The following is a 19223-nucleotide window of genomic DNA, read 5'->3' as shown; positions in this document are numbered from 1 at the left end:
GAAGGCCTGACCGACGACGAGCGCCGCATCGTCATGCGCAACCTGGGCTTCTTCTCCACCGCCGACTCCCTGGTAGCGAACAACCTGGTGCTGGCCGTGTACCGCCTGATCACCAACCCGGAGTGCCGCCAGTACATCCTGCGCCAGGCCTTCGAAGAAGCGATTCACACCCACGCCTACCAGTACTGCATCGAATCCCTGGCCATGGATGAAGGCGAAATCTTCAACATGTACCACGAGATTCCATCGGTCGCTAAAAAGGCTGCATGGGGCCTGAAGTACACCCGCTCCATCTCCGATCCAAAGTTCGAAACCGGCACTGTCGAAACCGACAAAGAGCTGCTGCGCAACCTGGTGGCGTACTACTGCGTCCTGGAAGGCATCTTCTTCTACTGCGGCTTCACCCAGATCCTCTCTATGGGCCGCCGCAACAAAATGACCGGCGTGGCCGAGCAGTTCCAGTACATCCTGCGCGATGAGTCGATGCACCTGAACTTCGGTATCGACGTGATCAACCAGATCAAAATCGAAAACCCACACCTGTGGGATGCCGAGATGAAGGAAGAAGCGACCCAGATGATCCTGCAAGGGACTCAGCTGGAGATTGAATATGCGCGCGATACCATGCCGCGTGGCGTACTCGGTATGAACGCCGCGATGATGGAAGACTATTTGAAGTTCATCGCGAATCGTCGTTTGTCGCAGATTGGGTTGAAGGAAGAATACCCAGGCACTACGAACCCATTCCCGTGGATGAGTGAAATCATGGACTTGAAGAAAGAGAAGAATTTCTTTGAGACCCGTGTGATTGAGTACCAGACTGGTGGGGCGTTGAGCTGGGATTGATTCCAATGCCAAGTAACATCAAGAAGCCCTGACTTGTTCGGGGCTTTTTTACGTCCAGTGAATGACCACCTCTTGAAGTACATACCATCAATCAACTCGCCCAGAAGGGTTCGGATCGCACCACCAATGCTGTAGCCTTGTGCCCCAATTGCCATCAGCGTTGTCACCGGTCCAGCGACCGGGAGGCGTTTACCGCTGGGCTTTACGCGAAAATCAACAGATTGATACGGGAGTAAACTCCTGTTGTCACAGCTGATGCATCACCAAAATTATTAGATAGGACCGAGGCCAACCCGTGAACCCAGACATGCTCGAAGCCGGCCCCGCAGACGCCAAAGTACTCTCCGTCTTTGACTTCGACGGCACCCTGACGCACCACGACAGTTTCGTCCCCTTCCTCAAGTTCGCCTTCGGCCCCGGCGAGTTCTATGGCCGGATGGTGAAACTGGCGGTCCCTGGGCTGCGGTTTTTGTTGCGGCAGATCAGCCGGGATGAGTTGAAGGCGCAGTTGATCCGCACCTTTATGACCGGGGTGGAGAAGGCGTGGGTTCAGCAAAAGGCGCAGGAATATTGCCAGCGTTATTGGACTAAGTTGATGCGCCCCAGCGGCTTGCAGTCGGTGGCAGATGAGCTGAAATCCGGGGCGGTGGTGACGTTGTGTTCAGCATCGCCGGCGTTGGTGTTGCAGCCGTTTGCGGATCGGTTGGGGATCAAGTTGATTGGGACTGAGCTTGAGGTGGTTGACGGGGTGTTGACCGGCAAGCTCACCGGGAATAACTGCCGGTGTGAGAACAAGGTGCTCAGGCTGGAGGCGGTGTATGGGGACCTGGGGGAGTATCGGCTGCGGGCCTGGGGCGATACGCGCGGGGACCGGGAGCTGTTGGCGGCGGCGCAGGATGCGCATTTTCGGCATTTTCATGCGAAGAAGAAGCGGGCTCGGTTGCAGCGGTGATACTAGTGGGCGGGATCGGCAAGGAGACCGAGGCGATCCCTTCGCAGCCTCGCTAGGGCTCGATAGCTCCCACATTTGAGCGAGTTCACTTGTCGCCGCTACCCGGGTCTTGTTCTTCAAATGCAGATCGTACCGCTTCCACTGCGCGTTCGGCTAAGTGGGCGATTTCGAGCTGAGGGTACGCTTTCCTCAATTTACCCGACACCTGCCAGCCATTTTCCTTTAAAGACCGAATGATGCGGTTTGCGTCCTGGTCCGGCATTTCCAGCACCTCTTTGAGCCGCTCCTGGGCTCGCTGAAAAATGATCAACACGCGCGCTTCATCAGCCATTTCTGTGCGCACCGTATGCGCCACAACCTGTGCCGTATACAAAACATGCTCGGTCAAGTCGGGATAGCGCCATGCGTATAGCGCGTCTTCGTAGTCATCAAAGGCCAAATTGCTGCGCGTGCCGTCCTCGTAAACTACGAGTTCGCCAAACCGATAGGACGCGGCGTAGCGCTGCATGAAGGGCCGCGAAAACACCTCCAGCGTGCGATCGTAACGCGCCCGAAAATCAATCGAACTTGTGATCGTGGCTGACACCGGCAGGATCACGCCATCAGGCACCGCGTTATCACGGATCAAGGTGTCGTTGATTAGAAAGCGATGGATCCGACCATTACCATCGCGCATTGGGTGGATGTACACGAAGGCGAAAGCAATCACCGCTGCCCGAGCCAGCGACTCAGCGCCTCGAGTTGCCAGCTCGAATGCCTTCAAGCCATCGAGCAGCTGTGTGAGCACCTCATATTGCGGCGCAATGTAGTGCACAATGTCTTCGCGCATGGTTGCTTGCCCCACGAAGACCGGCGAGCGGCGCAAACCCAGCCCGAGCGCCTCTTCCCCCAAAATACCGGTTTGCAACGTGTGCAGGCTTTCGCTACTCAACGGATCCTCAATATAGCCACAGTACTTGGCGATCACGTGGGCAAACCGCTGGATCCTGTCGGCTTTGTCTGCCTCTCTCTCGATCAAAAAGCTGGCACGCGACTCCTTGAACGTCAGCCAACTTGCGGTGCGCATCAGGATATCGGCGCCAAAGGTTTGGTTCAGTTCCCGCAGTGCCGCGCCCAGATCAAACTGCAACGCTTCTTGCACGGCTTCGGTACGGCGAATCAAGGGGGAGAACGCTGGCACGCCAGGAAGGTTATCGTTGATGCGCCAGCGCCGTATCCGTAGTGGCTCAACACGGGTCAAGTAATGTTGCGATGAAACTGCGTCGACATAACCGCCGTTAGTGACATCTGGCACGTCAAGATGCAGTCCTGTTAACCACTCGTACAGGAATCCGGTGCGGCGTGCATATTGACCAAAGGGTGTTTGCCGGCACCAAGCTTCGACCGGCGCAGGGCCGACTGCAGCAAACAGGCGAGCGAAAAATTCGAGGTGAATTTCTTCGTACTTGAGCCCAAACTCGAAATGTCCCGCAAAGTCGTCAGAGGGTTGATAGCTGATCGGATACTTGCGCTCGACACGCCCATTGCTCTCGTGGCTCATGCGTGTCGTAGCGATTACAGACTCGACGCGTAGGGGTTGCGCAAGCGCGATACGGTAGCGGTCAGCGAGCGCCTTAAAACCTACTTGCATTGTCGAATTCCCTAATGAGAGCTAAAAAACGATAACTATTGGGAGATAGTAGGCGAAAACGATAATGTCGAGCTGACGAAAATGCTAATTCGCACTCAAATTTGCTAATAAATTTACTATTCGAGTTGAAAACGTTAACAACCTGAACTGAGGAGATACAGGCTTACGGGTTCCGCAGGAACACCGCGTCGATCCCTTCGCAGCCTCGCTAGGGCTCGACAGCTCCCACATTTGATCTTTATCAGCCCGTTGATCTGTGTTCGGGGGTGGTTTATGTCGCGGCTTTGAGGTCTACGCCCAGTGCTGTGGCGAAGGCTTTTACCATCGGGCTTCGGGGGGCGTTGTGGCGCAGGATGAGGTTGAACGCGGTGCTCAAGTGGACGTGCTCCGGGCACAGTGCGCGCAGGCGCCCTTCCCTTACCAATGGCGCGGCGTAATGTTCCGGCAGGAAGCCCAGGAAGCGGCCGGTGAGGATCAGGATGGCGACCGCTTCCACTTGTGAGGCCGAGGCAGACTGGCTGTCGTAGTTGACGAAGTGGGTCTTGTCGCGGTGGATCGCGTAGCGGTGGTTGACCACTTCGTATTGGCGCAGGGCGTCGGGGCTGATGTCGTTCGCGTTGAACAGTGGGTGCCCTACGGCACAGTAGGCGTGGGCCTTTTCTTCGTACAGGGGGAAATAGTCGAACTCTTCGCGGCGTTGGTACACCGGGACGATGCCGACGATCAGGCGACCTTCCACAACGCCGCGTTCTACTTCGTCAAGTTGCGAGGCATATAGGCGCAATCTTATTTTTGGCGACTCGCTGTGTAGTTTTCCCAGCGCGGCAACTAACGGTGAATTAACGTCGGACACGGTGTTATCAATAACGCCCACACTAAGGTCGCCGATCAGTTCGTTTTGTGCCGAACTAAGTTTGTCGCGAAAACTGTCGACCGAGGTAAATAACTCGATGGACGCCTGATACACCAGCTTGCCTTCTTCGGTCAGCCCAAAGCCTTCCCTACCCCGTGTGCACAGCCGCATGCCGATGCGGATCTCGAGGTCGGAGATCTGTTTACTGATGGCCGCCAGGCCCACGTTCAGCTCGTTTTGCGCGGCACTGAAGCCGCCGGCCTCGACCACAGCCATGAACACCCGCAGCAATTTGAAGTCCAGCCCGCTCAGTTGCAGGGGCGGTCGTGTGCCGGGTTTTGGCGGTATGTTTCCAGAAGTGGAAAGTGGGGTTTCCATAATACGCGTTGACCTCTAGTGCCATATTCAACAGGCTTTGACCCAGTCCTTGAACATAGCCAGGCGGCGATAATGAACATAAACATCCGCCCTTGGCAACCTTGAATACGGCGCGTCAGACGCTGGTTCAGTCTAGTTGAAAACTTACTTTTACTGCCTCCGACTCTTCTAAAAACAAGCGTGAGGAATACCTATGTCCCAGCCCACCGACCGCCTTTGGGGCGCTCGTTTCAAGACCGGTCCGTCTGCTGCGTTGGCCGCGTTGTCCCGTTGCCCTGAGCGCTATTTTCGCCTGACGCCCTACGACCTGGCCGGCTCCCGTGCCCATGCCCGTGAGTTGCAGCGCGCCGGTCTGTTGGATGAGTCGGAGACCCTGCGCACCCTGGCTGCGCTGGACGAAATCGGCGCGGACTTTGCCGCTGGCAACCTGCATCCGACCCTGGATGACGAGGACGTGCACACCTTCATCGAACGCGTACTCACCGAGCGCCTCGGTGCCCTGGGCGGCAAGCTGCGCGCCGGGCGCTCGCGTAACGATCAAACCGCCAACGATTTGCGCCTTTTCCTACGTGACCATGCGCGCACCATCACCAGCGAAGTGCTGGGCTTGCAGCAGGCGTTGGTGGCGCAGGCTGAGCAGCATGTTGAAAGCATCTGCCCAGGTTTTACCCACTTGCAGCAGGCGCAGCCGATTGTGTTCGCCCACCACTTGCTGGCTCACGCCCAGTCGATGTTGCGCGATGTACAGCGCCTGGTGGATTGGGATGCGCGTACTGCGTTGTCGCCCTTGGGTGCGGCGGCGATGGCCGGTTCGGCGATTGCCCGCCAGCCGGAGCATTCGGCCAAGGAAATGGGCTACACCGGGCCGTGCGAAAACTCCATTGATGCCGTAGCCAGTCGCGACCATGTGGCGGAGTTCCTGTTTGTGGCGGGCATGCTTGGGGTGAATATTTCGCGCCTGTCGGAGGAGTTTTGCCTGTGGTCGTCGCGCCAGTTTCGTTGGGTGGTGTTGGACGATGCCTACGCCACGGGCAGTTCGATCATGCCGCAGAAAAAGAACCCGGATATTGCCGAATTGGCGCGGGGCAAGGCTGGGCGCTTGATTGGCAATCTGACTGGGTTGATGTCGACGCTCAAATCGCTGCCGCTGTCGTACAACCGCGATTTGAGCGAAGACAAGCACAGTGTGTTGGACAGCGTGGATACGTTGCTGCTGGTGCTGCCGGCGATGGCCGGGATGGTCGCGACCATGAAGGTGCAGGTGGAAGAGCTGCGGCGTCAGGCGCCGATGGGCTTTACCTTGGCGACGGAAGTGGCAGATTGGTTGGCCACCCGTGGGGTGCCGTTCAAGGAGGCGCATGAGATTACAGGCGCCTTGGTGCAGGCCTGTGAGAAGCACGAGATTGAATTGTGGGAAGCCTCGCCGGCGTTGTTGGCGGAGGTGGATGTGCGGTTGGCGCCTGAGGTGCGCGACTGCCTGACCCTGGAAGCGGCGATTGCGGCGCGCAGTGGGTGGGGTGGGACGGCGCCGGAGCGGGTGAGGGAGCAGATTGGGCGGTTGAAGGTGGCGTTGGCCGAGCAGCAACAGTGGGCTGAGCGTTACCAGGGTTTCAGGATTTGAATCTGCGGTGTGTGGGCTGGCGTCTTCGCAGGCAAGCCAGCTCCCACATTTGGACCGCGTACAGCAGTTAGAGCGTCGTTTGTTTTTGGAGTAACACCATGAACCAAACCCCGGCAGAGCGCTTGGAAGCCGAGCGCAAGTTGTCCGAGAACCAGTTCGATATCACGCAGTACGAGCATGTGCCGCGTCGGTATTACGGGCGGATGTTTTTTGCCACGTTGATTGTGATTGCGCTGGCGGCGCTGTTGCGTGCGTTTGCCAATGGCCAGATCGAATGGTCCTACATTGGGCAGTTCCTCACGTCCGAGGCCATCCTTTGGGGCCTGGTGAACACTATTGTCATGTCGATCCTGGCGATGGCACTGGGGGTGGTGATCGGGGTGATCACGGCGATCATGCGCATGTCGGCCAACCCGATCCTGCGTTACGTGGCGATCACCTACACCTGGCTGTTTCGCGGTACGCCGCTGATCCTGCAACTGCTGTTGTGGTTCAACCTGGCGTTGATCTTCCCGGTGATCGCGATTCCCGGCGTGTTCAGCATCGACACCGTCGACCTGATGACGCCCTTCGTGGCCGCCCTGCTCGGCCTCAGCATCAACCAGGGCGCCTACACCGCCGAGGTGGTGCGTGCCGGTTTGCTGTCCGTCGATACCGGCCAGTACGAAGCGGCGAAGTCCATCGGCATGCCGAGTCTGCAAGCGCTGCGTAGGGTGATTCTGCCGCAGGCCATGCGGGTGATCATTCCGCCTGTAGGCAACGAGTTCATCAGCATGGTGAAAATGACCAGCCTGGCCAGCGTCATCCAGTACTCCGAGCTGCTGCACAACGCGCAAAACATCTACTACGCCAACGCGCGGGTCATGGAGCTGCTGATTGTGGCCGGCATCTGGTACCTGGCGGTGGTGACTGTTCTTTCATTTGGCCAAAGCCGCCTTGAGCGTCGTTTTGCCCGCGGCGCCGGCAAGCGTTCGTAAGTTTGGGTTGAGGAGATTTGCCCCATGAGAAGCATCGTCAAGGCCGTCAACCTGAACAAGTATTACGACCAGTATCACGCGCTGCGCGACATCAATATCGAGGTCGAGCAAGGCGAAGTGATGTGCATCATCGGCCCGTCGGGTTCGGGTAAAAGCACATTGCTGCGTTGCGTCAACCAGCTGGAAAAAATCGACAAGGGCGGCCTGTGGGTCGACGGCGAACTGGTGGGTTATCGCGTCGTTGGCAACAAGCTGCATGAGATGAATGAATCACAGATTGCCCGCCAGCGTTTGGCGACCGGCATGGTGTTCCAGCGTTTCAATTTGTTCCCGCATATGACCGTGCTGCAGAACATCATCGAAGGCCCGTGCCAGGTGCTCAAGCGCTCGCCCAAAGAGGCCATCGAAGATGCGCTGGAACTGCTGGCCCGCGTGGGCCTGGCGGACAAGCGCAATGCCTATCCGGTGGAATTGTCCGGCGGGCAACAACAGCGTGTGGCGATTGCCCGCGCGTTGGCGATGCGTCCCAAGTTGATGTTGTTTGACGAACCCACGTCAGCCCTCGACCCGGAGCTGGTAGGAGAAGTGCTGTCGGTGATGCGCGACTTGGCCACCACCGGCATGACCATGATCGTGGTCACCCATGAATTGGGCTTCGCCCGCGAAGTGTCCAACCGCATTGTGTTTATGGATGCCGGCCAGATTGTGGAAGCCGGCAGCCCTGAAGAAATTCTAATAAGCCCACAAAACCCGCGTACCCAAAGCTTTATTTCTGCCGTTCGCACTTAACTAAAAAACAAACGAGAACGCCCCCATGAAAAAATTGTTTATCCCAACATTGCTCGCAGGCCTGATGGCCTCTTCGTGTGTATTCGCGGCATTGCCGGCGGCAATCAAGGAAAAAGGTGAGATCAGCGCGGCCATCGTACCGAACTATCCGCCAATGGATTTCAAGGACCCGGCCACCAACAAGATCACCGGCCTGGACTTCGACCTGGGCAACGCCTTGGCCGAGCGCCTGGGCGTGAAGATCAAGTGGCAAGAAACCGGCTTCGAACAGATGCTCAGCGGCCTGACCACCAAGCGCGTCGACATCGTGCTGTCCGGCATGACCGACACCGCCGAGCGCCAGAAGGCCGTGACCTTTGTCGACTACTTCACCAGTGGCCCGCAGCTGTACACCCTGGCCAAGCGTGAAGACCTCAAGGAATTGACTGACCTGTGCGGTAAAAAAGTCGGCACCAGCCGCCGTACTACCTGGCCGTCGGAAATTGCCGCGTGGAGCAAGGAAAACTGCGAAGCGGCGGGCAAGCCAGCCATCGTGGTGATCGGCACCGAAGGCTCGGCAGATGCGCGGGCGCAGTTGCAGCAGAACCGTCTGGATGCGGCGATGCAGGGGAGCGAGACCATTCCTTATCTGATGTCGTTGGATAAAGGTAAGTACAAGCCAGTGGGGTTGGCGATTTCCAAGCAGTTCACGGGGCTTGGGATTGAGAAGAGCAATACCGAGTTGGTGGCGGCGATCAGTGAGGCCATGCAGGCGATGATTGATGACGGGACGTACGGCAAGATCCTCAAGAAGTGGGATCTGGAGCAGGGTGCGGTCGAGAAAATCACCATCAATTCCGGCCAGTAACACTATTTAAATGTGGGAGGGGGCTTGCCCCCGATAACGGTGTATCAGTAACAAATTTGCTGGTTGGCACACTGCTATCGGGAGCAAGCTCCCTCCCACATTTGATCTGTGTTGTCTCAAAGAAATAACAAGGACGCTCGCCCCCACCGTGGCCACCTACTCCCTGGTAATCCGCCGTCTGATGATCTGCTCGGTGACCATCGTGGTCAGCCGCGCCATGACCAGCCCGTTGCTGGCCCTACTGTTGAGCACCCGCCTGGGCCTCAACCAACAGGACATCGGCCTGCTGATGGGCATCGCAGTGTTCATCGCCACCCTGCTCGGCCTGTACGGCGGCTACATCATCGACCGCCTGGAAAAGCGCAAGCTGCTGATCCTGGCCATGCTCTCCAGCTCCATCGGTTTTTTGTTGCTGACCTTTGCCAGCAACCTCTACCTCACCACTCTGACCCTGGTGATCACCGAAGCCGCGTCGGCATTATTTCTGATCGGCTCCAAGGCGATCATCAGCGAAAACCTGCCGGTGGGTGATCGCGCCAAGGTGTTTTCCCTGCGCTATACGCTGACCAACGTTGGCTACGCGACTGGCCCGATGGTCGGCGTGGTCATCGCTGGCCATATGCAATTGGCACCGTTCCTGATTGCCAGTGCTATCGCGTTCGGCAGCCTGTTCCTGATGATCGGCATCCCGCCCACCCAGCGGGATGACAGCAACAAGCCACTGAGTTTCCTCACAACGCTGCGCACCTTGCGCAGCGACCGCACGCTGATTTTGTTCACCAGCGGCAGCCTGTTGAGCACCATTGTCCACGGGCGCTATACGCTTTATCTGTCACAATTTTTGCTGGTGGCCTACAAGCCCGCCGAGGCGCTGAAGATTCTGTCGGCGGTGCTGGCGTGCAATGCCATTACGGTGATTTTGATGCAGTACCAGATCGGCCGTTTTCTCAAGCGTGAACAACTACGCTACTGGATCGTACTCGGAACATTGCTGTTCATTGGCGGATTGATCGGGTTCAGCCTGGCAGACAGCCTGGTGACTTGGTGCGTGGCGATGTTCGTATTCACTTTGGGCGAGATGATCATCTACCCCTCGGAGTTCCTGTTTATCGACACCATCGCCCCGGACGCACTGCGCGGCAGCTACTACGGCGCGCAGAACCTGGCGGCGTTTGGCGGGGCAATGAGCCCGGTGATTTGTGGGTATTTGCTGATCAATGCGGCGCCGGCCAGCATGTTTTATGCGTTGGGGGCACTTACGGCGGTGGGCGGCACATTGTGCTTCCTGAGCGGTAGGCGTGTAGCAGCCACACCTCCCACATTTTGATCTCCTGATGGCCGATATTTGCGTAAGATCCAGCAATCAATCTCACGGACCCGAGCCCCATGAAATTCGACACGGCCTACAGCCTGAGTCTCAATGAAAAACTGTCGATCTACGACGTTCGAGACCTGAATTTCGACGAAACCGCCGCCTTCGATTCCGACAAGGACAGCTTCCTCTGCCCCAACGATGAATGCCGTGCAGCGTTCGATACGGGTAATTCGCTGAGCACCTTCAACGCCAAGAACGTCAACTACCTGCGCACGCCTCACTTCAAGAACAAGACCAGCACCCGCCATATCGACGGCTGCCGTTACGCCAGCACGCACAAAGCTGCGACTGGTGAAAATGACGACGAACGCGAGGAACATTTTCCATCGGAATTTGTGCTTACCCGCCGTCAGTACGAGCGTAAAACACTCGTTGCAGGCACCGATGGAAACCTCCCACAGACTCCAACGAAAACACCTTCAAACCCCGTAGCCAGCTCCCACGTCGCCAACGATACAACGCCAGACAAAACCAGCGTGTTTGCCCACCCGGTGGAGTGCTATGTGTCCAATATCGACGACAAGGACAAGCTCAAGTCCATGCCGTTGAAAATCGGCGACCACACCGCGACCTACTGGACGTTTTTCAAGAAGATCGAATACCTGCAAGACAACAAGGGCTTGATCTACTGGGGCAAGATCAAGGAGATCAAGGACTACACCAGCAGCTTCCGCATCGACTTCGAAAAGAAGGTGTGGCTCGACAAAAAGCCCTATTCGGTCAACGTCTACCTGAACAAAAAACTCATCGACAACTACCGCAAGCGCAAGGCATTTCTGGAGCAGATCAAGGCGGCGGTGGACAGTGAACGGTCGTTGTATTGCTTCTTTTACGGGGTAACACCGGAGCTGAAACAGGTGCCGAGCAAGAAGAATCCCGAGCAGACGTTTGGCGTGTTCAGCGCAAATATCGAGAACCTGGATCACCTGATAATTCGGGAGGCGCCGGGGGTGGAGTAACGGGTCGTTAAAAATCCAGTTGATGAGCGGTCAAAACAACTGTACAAAAACACAGTATAGTTTGCCCTCCCCGTCAAACCCTGGAGAAACCCCCATGTCCTCCCTGGCAATGAGCTCTTTCGTAGAACAGCAGATCGTCCTGCATCAATTCACCGCCAAGCACAGCGTGCAGGCCCGCGTCATGTTGGGCTGGAGCCGAGAAGACCTGGCCCGCCAGGCCGGCGTGGCGCTGGAAGCGGTGCAACGCTTTGAAAGCCACGCCGAGGTGGAGGATGAAATCCGTTTGAGCCTAGCGTTTCGGCTGGAGGCTGAAGGGCTGGTGTTTTTCCCGGGGTTTGCGCCGGGGTGGGGGATGAGTGTGCGAGGCACATTGCCTGCGGCATCCGCTCAAGTGGCGTATGACATAGCAGATTAATTTTAGCCGCCACTCACGTTTATCCCTATTTAGGTATATTCTCCCATGAGCCACTGGAAACCACTCCTGTGGGTAGGCGCAAGCAAAAAAGACCTACAGATAATGCCTGGCCCTGTTCAAGATGTGTTTGGCTTTGCGCTGCACCTCGCCCAAGAAGGTGGCAGGCACACCCAGACCAAAGCTTTAAGTGGGTTTGGTAGTAACGCGGTATTGGAAATGGTCGACGACTACGATGGCAACACTTACCGAGGGGTGTACACCGTTAGGTTTGGCAGCGCTGTCTATGTCCTTCATTGCTTTCAAAAGAAGTCGAAAAAGGGCATTGAAACGACACAACACGATATACAACTGATCAAACAGCGACTCAAGGCGGCGCAGGATCATGCAGAAGCAAACCAACGCGATTGAGATCGAAGAAAGCTGCGGCAATGTCTATGAGGATATTGGCCTGCCTGACGCCAGCGAAATGCAGGTCAAGGCCCAACTCGCCGCAAAGATCGGCGAGATCCTCAAGGCACGCAATCTCACTCAGTCTCAAGCCTCGGTCATCCTGGGATTGTCGCAGCCCAAGGTCTCTGAAATGCTTCGCGGGAAATTCAGAGGCATCAGCGAAGCCAAAATGCTGGAGTGTTTAGCGCTGTTGGGCCGTGATGTGCAGATTGTCATCAGCGCCGCGCCCGCTTCGCGTGTTAAGGGGCACATTAAAGTCCTGTTTGCTTGAGTGCCCCTCGGCATGTGGAGTTGAGTGCAGCCCCTTAAAACTTGGGTTTGATCGCAACCTGGGCCGCTTGCTCATAGCCGTGGGCCACGGCCAACAGCTTAGGCTCGCCCCAACGGGGTCCAAAGAAGTACGCGCTGGTCGGCACACCGTCGTCATCCTTTCCGGAAGGCACCGAGATACCTGGGTAGCCTGCCGCCGCCACTGCGAAATAGCTGTTGGTCTCGAAGTCCGAGACCATGGCGTCCAGGTTCTGCCCGCTTATCAGCTCGTCTACCGTGCCCTGAAAGTCCTGGATAAGCCCATCCCACAGTGGCTTGCGCTCTTCGGGTGTCAGGGTGGAAGCGTCGACTTCCTTGAGCACAGGCTGATGATCGGTGTCAGTACCATCGCGCTGCTCATTAAAGTCGATCAACTCGGACACCGACCGCACCGGCAGCCCCTGTCGCTTGCCCAAATAGTCATTCAACTCATCCTTCACATCGGCAAACAGCAATTCGCCATAGCGGGTTGCGTCTGCCAAGCGCATATTCACCGGCACCAGGATCGCGCCTTGTGCCTTGAGCACCTCAAGGGTTTTGCTGAATTGGGGGCTGTTATCCACCGACAAGGTTTCCCCATTTGCGGAGAATGTTGCGAGGTAGCCGATGCGTTTGTCCTTCAAGGCCCCTGGCCTTAACAACGCGGTGTAGTCCACACCTTGAGGCGCCTCCACGCTCGCCGAATCCTGAACATCCCGACCCGACATGGCATTGAGCATTAACGCCGCATCAAACACTGAGCGCGTCATCGGTCCCGGTGTGTCCTGGCGATGGCTGGCCGGGATGATGCCGCTGCGGCTCAACAACCCTACGCTGGGCTTGAAACCCACCACCCCATTCAACGCCGCCGGGACGATGATCGACCCGCTGGTTTCAGTGCCTACAGCCAACGGCGCCAACCCAGCAGAGACTGCTGCGGCGGACCCGGAGCTTGAGCCACCCACCTGAGCATCTGTTTGATGAGGGTTGCGTGTCTGACCACCCCTGCTGCTCAAGCCATCCGGGCCACCGCGAAAACCCGCCAGTTCGGTCAAGTTGGTTTTACCCAGGATCACTGCGCCCTGCTCCCGCAGGCGCTCAACGACAAAGGCGTCCTTCTGCGCTGCTGCGCCCACAAGACCAAAGGCGCCCGCGCTGGTTTGTTGGGTATCGCCGGTCTCGATGTTGTCCTTGAGCAGCACAGGAATACCATGCAGCGGGCCACGGACTTTGCCGGCGGCGCGCTCGCGATCCAACTCGCGGGCAATCTCCAGAGCCTGCGGGTTGAGTTCGATGATGGCGCTCAGCTGTGGGTCCAGCTTGCGAATGCGATCCTGCAGATAACCGACCAGATCGGCCGAGGTGAACCCACCCGGCCTGGCCATTTGTTCGCCGAGTTCGCGAACACTGGCGTATTCCGTATCAGGGGGGACCGGTCTTGAAGCACCGGACGAAGCCTGCTCTGACACCAACGATATTGCGTGCGTGACGAACGCGCTGACACCATGACCAATTCCAAACATGCAACACCTCCCAGGAAGGGTTAGAAAAGACGACGGATCCGAGTTGATCCGTGCACCAGTCTAAAAACCTCCTTCCTGCAAAGCTGCGCGATGCACGCCGCTTACAATGTGGGATAGGTCATCAAGTGGCGTACGCCTGTGCTTCCACCTCCAACCACCACGCATGCCCACGTTCCGGCTGGTTCAAACTGAACGCCTGCCCCATCGGCGGCGTGGTGATCGATACGTTGCGCTCCCAAGCCAGGGCCATGATGCGATCAAACGGCTCATGCCAGGCATGGAACGCCAGATCAAAAGTACCGTTGTGAATCGGCAGCAGCCAACGGCCCTTAAGGTCGATATGCGCTTGCAGGGTTTGCTCCGGCTGCATGTGCACGTGGGGCCAATCGACGTTGTAGGCACCGGTTTCCATCAGCGTCAGGTCGAACGGGCCGTACTGCTCGCCGATACGTTTGAAGCCGTCGAAGTAACCGGTATCGCCGCTGAAAAATATCCGTCGTGCACCGTCGATCATCACCCACGAACACCACAGGGTCTGGTTGGCATCGAACAGTCCGCGTCCGGAAAAATGCTGAGCGGGTGTGGCGATAAAACGAATGCCATCCACCTCGGTCCCCTGCCACCAATCCAGTTGCCGAACTTTGCCGGCATCCACGCCCCACTTCACCAGGAGGTCGCCCACGCCCAGCGGCGCCAGGAAATAGCGGGTCTTGTCGGCCAATTGGACGACAGCCTGGTGATCAAGATGGTCGTAATGGTTATGGGAAAGAATCACCGCCTCCAAGGGTGGCAGTTCTTCAAGGCTGATGGGCGGCTGATGGAAACGCTTGGGGCCAGCCCAACTGAAGGGTGATGCGCGCTCGGCGAAGACCGGGTCGGTAACCCAAAATTTGCCGCGCATTTTCAGCAATACGGTGGAGTGCCCGAGGCGAAACACGCTGTGATCGGGGGCTGCCAACAGTTGCTCGCGGGTCAACGGTTGCACGGGGATCTGCCCCACCGGTCGCGTACTGCGTGGTTTGTTGAACAGCATATTCCAGAAGATGCGCAGGGTTTTGCCAAAACCGCCGTGCTGTATGGGCGCGTCGTTGCTGAAGTGCCCTTGATGCTGAGCAGGCTTGGGGTTAAGACGAGATGAAATCGTGGCCATTACCAAGTAACTCCTACAGACTGCCTATAAGTTACACTGCACAGTGTAGTTTCAAGATTGCAACAAAAGCCCGAGCAAGTAAACTGCCGAGTGTAATTTTTCACAAATAGAACGAGCGCCATCCATGACTGTCCCCCAACGCCTCACCGACCGCAAACGCGAAGCCATCCTGGCTGCGGCCATTGCCGAGTTTCGGCATAACGGTTTCGAGGTCACCAGCATGGACAAGATCGCCGCTACCGCCGGAGTCTCCAAGCGCACGGTGTATAACCACTTCTCCAGCAAGGAAGAGCTGTTCGCCGAAATTCTCCACCAACTCTGGGCCAGCAGCGTCGCGCAGTTGGATGTGAGTTACACCAGCGAACGCCCGTTACGCGAACAGTTACGCGGCTTGCTGGAAGCCAAGATGAAGATGATGTCGGACGCCAACTTCCTCGATCTGGCCCGCGTCGCCATCGCCGCCACTATCCATTCGCCGGACCGTGCGCAAGACATGGTCACCCGCCTGAGCCAACGGGAAGAAGGCTTTACTCAGTGGGTGCGCGCTGCACAGGAAGATGGCCGCCTCAGTTGCAGCGACCCGGCATTTGCCGCCCACCAGATTCAGGGCATGCTCAAGGCTTTTGCGTTCTGGCCGCAGATTACCCTCGGTCAACCCATCCTTGACGCCTCCCACCAGGCCAGTGTTATCGAGTCCGCCATCGACCTGTTCCTGGCCGGTTATGAAGTGAAGCGCCCTGCGGCGCCGTAAAAGCCTGTCGCGTGAACGACACTTGAAGTCGTTTTTGACGTATTCGCCCTCTTTTTTGCAGAAATGGCCTGAAAGGACACTGATTATTCCCACGTGAATAACTGACAATATTCACAGGTATTATCCGATCAACGGTTACCTCGCCCACGCGTGTCGTCGTATCTGCAAACAGAGTTGACCCGGAATCTATGGAAAACAGACAAGGCAAAGGGCTTTCGTTTGCCAGGCGCATCTACCGGCCAAGGATCATCGGCACCGCCATGTGCTGCATCAGCGTGATCGCCGCCTTGTATCCGCTGGCAAAACCGGGTTGGGTCTGGGCCTTGTTGTTGGTCAATGGTTTTGTCTGGCCGCACTTGGCGTATCAGCTGGCAACCCGTTCCAAATTCCCCTACGACGCTGAACAACGCAACCTTGTGTGGGATGCGTTGTTCAGTGGGTTCTGGGCGGCAACGCTGCAATTCACCCCGTTGACCACCGTGACCCTGCTGTCCATGGTCGCCATGAACAACGTCGCCGCTGGCGGCAAGCGCCTGCTGGTACGGGGTGCGCTGGCCCAAGTGGTCGGCGTGGGCGTGGCGGGGTTGCTGTTTGGTGTGCAGTTCAACCCGTCGGTCAGCCTGGTTCAGGTCTACGCCTGCCTGCCAATGTTAACGCTCTACCCGATGGCCATCGGCATGGTTTGCTATCAACTGGCGATCAAACTGTCGGAACACAAACGCGCCCTCAGCGCCCTGAGCCGCATCGACAGCCTGACCGGCCTGCTCAACCATGGTTCGTGGAAAGACTTGCTGCAACTCAAGTTCCACAAGTGCCAGCAACAGCAAAGCCACGCCACCATTGCGCTGATCGATATCGACCACTTCAAGCAGATCAATGACTCTCACGGCCATATCGTCGGCGACGCAGTCCTGCGCCAACTGAGCCTGGAGTTGCGACGCAGCTTGCGGGAAAACGACCTGGCGGGGCGATACGGTGGCGATGAGTTCTGTGTGATTCTTCCGCAAATGCCCCTGGATGAAGCCGCGCAGGTGATGGAGCGGATGCGCGAAACCTTCAGCAATTACCGCAACCCGCAAATCCCGGAGCTGCGGGTCAGCCTGAGCATCGGCCTGGCGAGCTTCCAACCCTCCTTCACCGATGCGGCGATGTGGCTGAATGCGGCGGACCGCGCGCTGTATGCGGCCAAGGATACCGGGCGTAACCGGGTCACGGTCAGTGACGACAGGGTCGCCCATTCCGCCTGAGGCCGCCCCCCAATCGCGGCGGCGAATTCATGCAGCCCGCCGGGAGCTCGGTCTATAGTGCTTGACTGTCTTCAAGCAAACGATCCGAGCCCGCCATGACCCCAGAAAAGCCCGAAGCCACTCCCGTCGACCACCTGCGTTTTCATCGCGCCCATGCGCATCTGGGCCCCACGTTCGGTAATGACACCTTTGCGCTCAAGGCCGAGGCCTTCGCCCGCTTTTTCGGCACACCGGCTTTTCTTGGCGCACAAACCGCCATCGTCGCGCTGTGGGTGGTGCTGAACATGACCGGTATCACGCACTTTGACGTGTACCCGTTTATCCTGCTCAACCTGGCGTTCAGTCTGCAATCGGCCTACGCCGCGCCGCTGATTTTGCTGGCCCAGACCCGCCAGGCCGCCCGCGACAAGGCCCAGTCCGACGCCGACGCACAACACCGGGAAGCGTTGGCCGTGGCCAATACCGAACGTCAGGCCCAGGCCGCGCAAACCACCAAGCAGTTGCTGGAGTTGTTGGAGCAGAACACGCGGCTGACGGAAATGACCAAGCAACTGACCGAACGCATCGAGACATTGACGTGCGAGATGCATGAGCAGTTTGTGCGTAAACCCAACGTTCCCCCCTGTGAGAGCAGAGCTTTTGTGGGAGCTGCAGTGCTTACGATCTCATACGCACACACCGCCCCAGCTCATCAAACAACGTCACCACTGAACGCAGCGCCCGGCAATCGGGCCGGGTCAGCAACCACAACGCCGTATCGTGCCCCGCCAACGCCGGGCCCAACGGTTGCAAACGGTCATCCAATAGAAAGTCCGGCAGCGCCGCCACGCCCATTCCCGCCCGAACCAACTCGGTCACCGACAACATGCTGTTGCAGCGGTAACTGGGTCGCACGCCCGGCAGGTGTTCGCGGCGCCAGGCGACGGCGGGGTGATCGGGCAGGAAGTCATCCGGGGCGATCCACGCCAAGTCCGCCAGCTCGCGGCCCAGATGCTGACGGGCGTAGGCGGGGCTGGCGCAGACCTGATAAGCCACGGTGCCCAGGCAGCGTCCAACCAGATGCTCCGGCGGCGTGCGGGTCAAACGCAGTGCGATATCGGCATCGCGACGACTGAGGTTGGCGAAATCATTCGACGTGCTCAGCTCCAGCACAAGCGCCGGATACGCCGGCATGAACTGCGCCAGTGCCGGCAGCAGCAAACCTTGCAACACCGAGTCGGTGCAGGTCAGGCGCACTGTGCCGCTGACGACTTCACCGCCCTGCTCCACGCCGATCCGCGCAGCTTCCAGTGCCTGCTCGGCGCGTTCGGCTTGCTGCGCCAGGTCCCGGGCCAGGCTGGTGGGCAAGTAACCGGCGCGGCCCTTTTCGAACAGCGTCTGGCCCAACGCGGCTTCCAGGCGCCGCACTGCGCGGAACACCGTGGACACACCCACCCGCAAAAGCGCTGCCGCCCGTGCCAACGTGCCACCGCGCACCAAGGCAAGAATCAGCGACAGGTCCGGATAGTCAATTTGATAGTGCGTTGCCGCATTGAACATATGGGTAAACGCCAATATTGATTGCGTGAACGCCAATCTATAGTGCGCCCCAGGACACCACAAGCCATGAGCCGCACACGATGAAAACCCTCCCGCTGCACCTCGCCTTGATTGGCGACTACAACCCCGACGTCATCGCTCACCAAGCCATTCCCCTGGCGCTGCAACAGGCCGCCGATGGCCTCGGCCTGACGGTTCACGTGCAATGGCTCGACACTGTCACTGGCACGTGCCCTGCTCAAGGCCTGCCAGCGGGTGGCAGCATGATTGCCTACACGTCTGCCCCGCCCTACTACGCGGTGATATTCAGTTCCTTGCGCACCGACGGCGACCATGGCTACGGCGAGGCCGCCCACCGCATGCTGGAACTGGCACGTGACCAGCCGGGGTTTCTCGGCGTGGAGTCGGCGCGGGAGGCGGGGCTGGGGATTACGGTGTCGTATTGGGAGAGCGAAGCGGCGATTCTGGCCTGGAAGCAGCACGCCGAGCATCGCGCGGTGCGAGAACAAGGGCGTTCGACCTGGTACTCGGCGTTTCAGACCAGGGTGTGCAAAGTAGAAAGAGCCTACACATTCCAGCTTTGAAATACTGACCCTGTGGCACAGGGCTTGTGTGGGAGGGGGCTTGCCCTAA

19 protein-coding genes and 2 pseudogenes are annotated in these 19223 nt (G+C 58.1%); 16 read left to right on the top strand and 5 right to left on the bottom strand.

What is annotated here, in order from left to right; genetic code table 11:
* The 3 genes and pseudogenes from DYL61_RS29240 to DYL61_RS29230 all read left to right on the top strand — a co-directional run.
* Positions 1 to 846, top strand: an 846-nt coding sequence (locus tag DYL61_RS29240) for a ribonucleotide-diphosphate reductase subunit beta (RefSeq protein ID WP_135309080.1), incomplete at its 5' end; no start/stop codon positions are given.
* Positions 847 to 911: 65 nt separating this feature from the next.
* Positions 912 to 1082: pseudogene (locus DYL61_RS29235) on the top strand (HNH endonuclease); the annotation flags it as partial.
* A gap of 71 nt (positions 1083 to 1153) precedes the next feature.
* Complete coding sequence (locus DYL61_RS29230) at positions 1154 to 1798, top strand: HAD-IB family hydrolase (protein ID WP_135311252.1); 645 nt, start codon at positions 1154 to 1156, stop codon at positions 1796 to 1798.
* An 85-nt stretch (positions 1799 to 1883) separates the two neighbouring features.
* On the opposite strand, the gene DYL61_RS29225 is transcribed toward DYL61_RS29230, so the two are convergent.
* The gene (locus tag DYL61_RS29225; protein WP_135311251.1) at positions 1884 to 3428 is read right to left on the bottom strand and encodes a Fic family protein; all 1545 of its coding nucleotides are present in this window, start codon (positions 3426 to 3428) and stop codon (positions 1884 to 1886) included.
* A 271-nt stretch (positions 3429 to 3699) separates the two neighbouring features.
* Positions 3700 to 4659 (bottom strand): LysR family transcriptional regulator, encoded by a 960-nt coding sequence (locus DYL61_RS29220; RefSeq protein ID WP_135311250.1) that lies wholly within the window; start codon positions 4657 to 4659, stop codon positions 3700 to 3702.
* A 193-nt stretch (positions 4660 to 4852) separates the two neighbouring features.
* Between DYL61_RS29220 and argH the strand changes: the two genes are divergently transcribed.
* The 9 genes from argH (at position 4853) to DYL61_RS29175 (ending at position 12363) form a co-directional block, all read left to right on the top strand.
* Positions 4853 to 6280 (top strand): argininosuccinate lyase, encoded by a 1428-nt coding sequence (gene argH / locus DYL61_RS29215; protein WP_135311249.1) that lies wholly within the window; start codon positions 4853 to 4855, stop codon positions 6278 to 6280.
* Positions 6281 to 6378: 98 nt separating this feature from the next.
* Complete coding sequence (locus DYL61_RS29210; protein WP_105695533.1) at positions 6379 to 7257, top strand: amino acid ABC transporter permease; 879 nt, start codon at positions 6379 to 6381, stop codon at positions 7255 to 7257.
* 24 nt (positions 7258 to 7281) lie between these two features.
* Complete coding sequence (locus DYL61_RS29205; RefSeq protein ID WP_135311248.1) at positions 7282 to 8046, top strand: amino acid ABC transporter ATP-binding protein; 765 nt, start codon at positions 7282 to 7284, stop codon at positions 8044 to 8046.
* A gap of 25 nt (positions 8047 to 8071) precedes the next feature.
* Complete coding sequence (locus tag DYL61_RS29200) at positions 8072 to 8893, top strand: ABC transporter substrate-binding protein (protein ID WP_135311247.1); 822 nt, start codon at positions 8072 to 8074, stop codon at positions 8891 to 8893.
* Positions 8894 to 9041: 148 nt separating this feature from the next.
* On the top strand, positions 9042 to 10220 hold the full coding sequence (locus DYL61_RS29195; protein ID WP_135311246.1) for an MFS transporter: 1179 nt from the start codon (positions 9042 to 9044) through the stop codon (positions 10218 to 10220).
* A 59-nt stretch (positions 10221 to 10279) separates the two neighbouring features.
* Complete coding sequence (locus DYL61_RS29190) at positions 10280 to 11227, top strand: hypothetical protein (RefSeq protein WP_135311245.1); 948 nt, start codon at positions 10280 to 10282, stop codon at positions 11225 to 11227.
* A gap of 94 nt (positions 11228 to 11321) precedes the next feature.
* Entirely contained in the window at positions 11322 to 11642 is a 321-nt protein-coding gene (locus tag DYL61_RS29185) for a helix-turn-helix domain-containing protein (protein WP_135311244.1), read from the top strand.
* A 45-nt stretch (positions 11643 to 11687) separates the two neighbouring features.
* A complete protein-coding gene (locus DYL61_RS29180; RefSeq protein WP_135311243.1) occupies positions 11688 to 12050 on the top strand; it encodes a type II toxin-antitoxin system RelE/ParE family toxin in 363 nt (120 codons plus the stop codon).
* The gene (locus DYL61_RS29175; RefSeq protein WP_135311242.1) at positions 12025 to 12363 is read left to right on the top strand and encodes a helix-turn-helix domain-containing protein; all 339 of its coding nucleotides are present in this window, start codon (positions 12025 to 12027) and stop codon (positions 12361 to 12363) included. The genes DYL61_RS29180 and DYL61_RS29175 overlap by 26 nt, the downstream gene beginning before the upstream one ends.
* A 34-nt stretch (positions 12364 to 12397) precedes the next feature.
* On the opposite strand, the gene DYL61_RS29170 is transcribed toward DYL61_RS29175, so the two are convergent.
* Entirely contained in the window at positions 12398 to 13903 is a 1506-nt protein-coding gene (locus DYL61_RS29170; protein ID WP_135311241.1) for an amidase family protein, read from the bottom strand.
* A gap of 121 nt (positions 13904 to 14024) precedes the next feature.
* The gene (locus DYL61_RS29165; RefSeq protein ID WP_135311240.1) at positions 14025 to 15053 is read right to left on the bottom strand and encodes an MBL fold metallo-hydrolase; all 1029 of its coding nucleotides are present in this window, start codon (positions 15051 to 15053) and stop codon (positions 14025 to 14027) included.
* 124 nt (positions 15054 to 15177) lie between these two features.
* Here DYL61_RS29165 and DYL61_RS29160 point away from each other — a divergent pair, with 124 nt between their 5' ends.
* The 3 genes and pseudogenes from DYL61_RS29160 to DYL61_RS29150 form a co-directional block, all read left to right on the top strand.
* Complete coding sequence (locus tag DYL61_RS29160) at positions 15178 to 15804, top strand: TetR/AcrR family transcriptional regulator (RefSeq protein ID WP_135311239.1); 627 nt, start codon at positions 15178 to 15180, stop codon at positions 15802 to 15804.
* A gap of 188 nt (positions 15805 to 15992) precedes the next feature.
* A complete protein-coding gene (locus DYL61_RS29155) occupies positions 15993 to 17051 on the top strand; it encodes a diguanylate cyclase (RefSeq protein ID WP_135311238.1) in 1059 nt (352 codons plus the stop codon).
* Between the two features lie 95 nt (positions 17052 to 17146).
* Positions 17147 to 17659, top strand: a pseudogene (locus DYL61_RS29150) (DUF1003 domain-containing protein); the annotation flags it as partial.
* Positions 17660 to 17708: 49 nt separating this feature from the next.
* On the opposite strand, the gene DYL61_RS29145 reads toward DYL61_RS29150, so the two are convergent.
* On the bottom strand, positions 17709 to 18590 hold the full coding sequence (locus DYL61_RS29145) for a LysR family transcriptional regulator (protein WP_135311237.1): 882 nt from the start codon (positions 18588 to 18590) through the stop codon (positions 17709 to 17711).
* A gap of 263 nt (positions 18591 to 18853) precedes the next feature.
* On the opposite strand from DYL61_RS29145, the gene DYL61_RS29140 reads away from it, so the two are divergent.
* Positions 18854 to 19174, top strand: a complete 321-nt coding sequence (locus DYL61_RS29140; RefSeq protein ID WP_135311253.1) for an antibiotic biosynthesis monooxygenase family protein — start codon at positions 18854 to 18856, stop codon at positions 19172 to 19174.
* The last annotated feature ends 49 nt before the right edge of the window (positions 19175 to 19223 follow it).

Origin of the sequence: Pseudomonas nabeulensis, from assembly GCF_004682045.1 — a bacterium.
Taxonomy (GTDB): Bacteria; Pseudomonadota; Gammaproteobacteria; order Pseudomonadales; family Pseudomonadaceae; genus Aquipseudomonas; species Aquipseudomonas nabeulensis.
The sequence above is the reverse complement of the archived record's forward strand: the minus strand, read 5'-3'. Positions and strand labels throughout refer to the sequence as shown.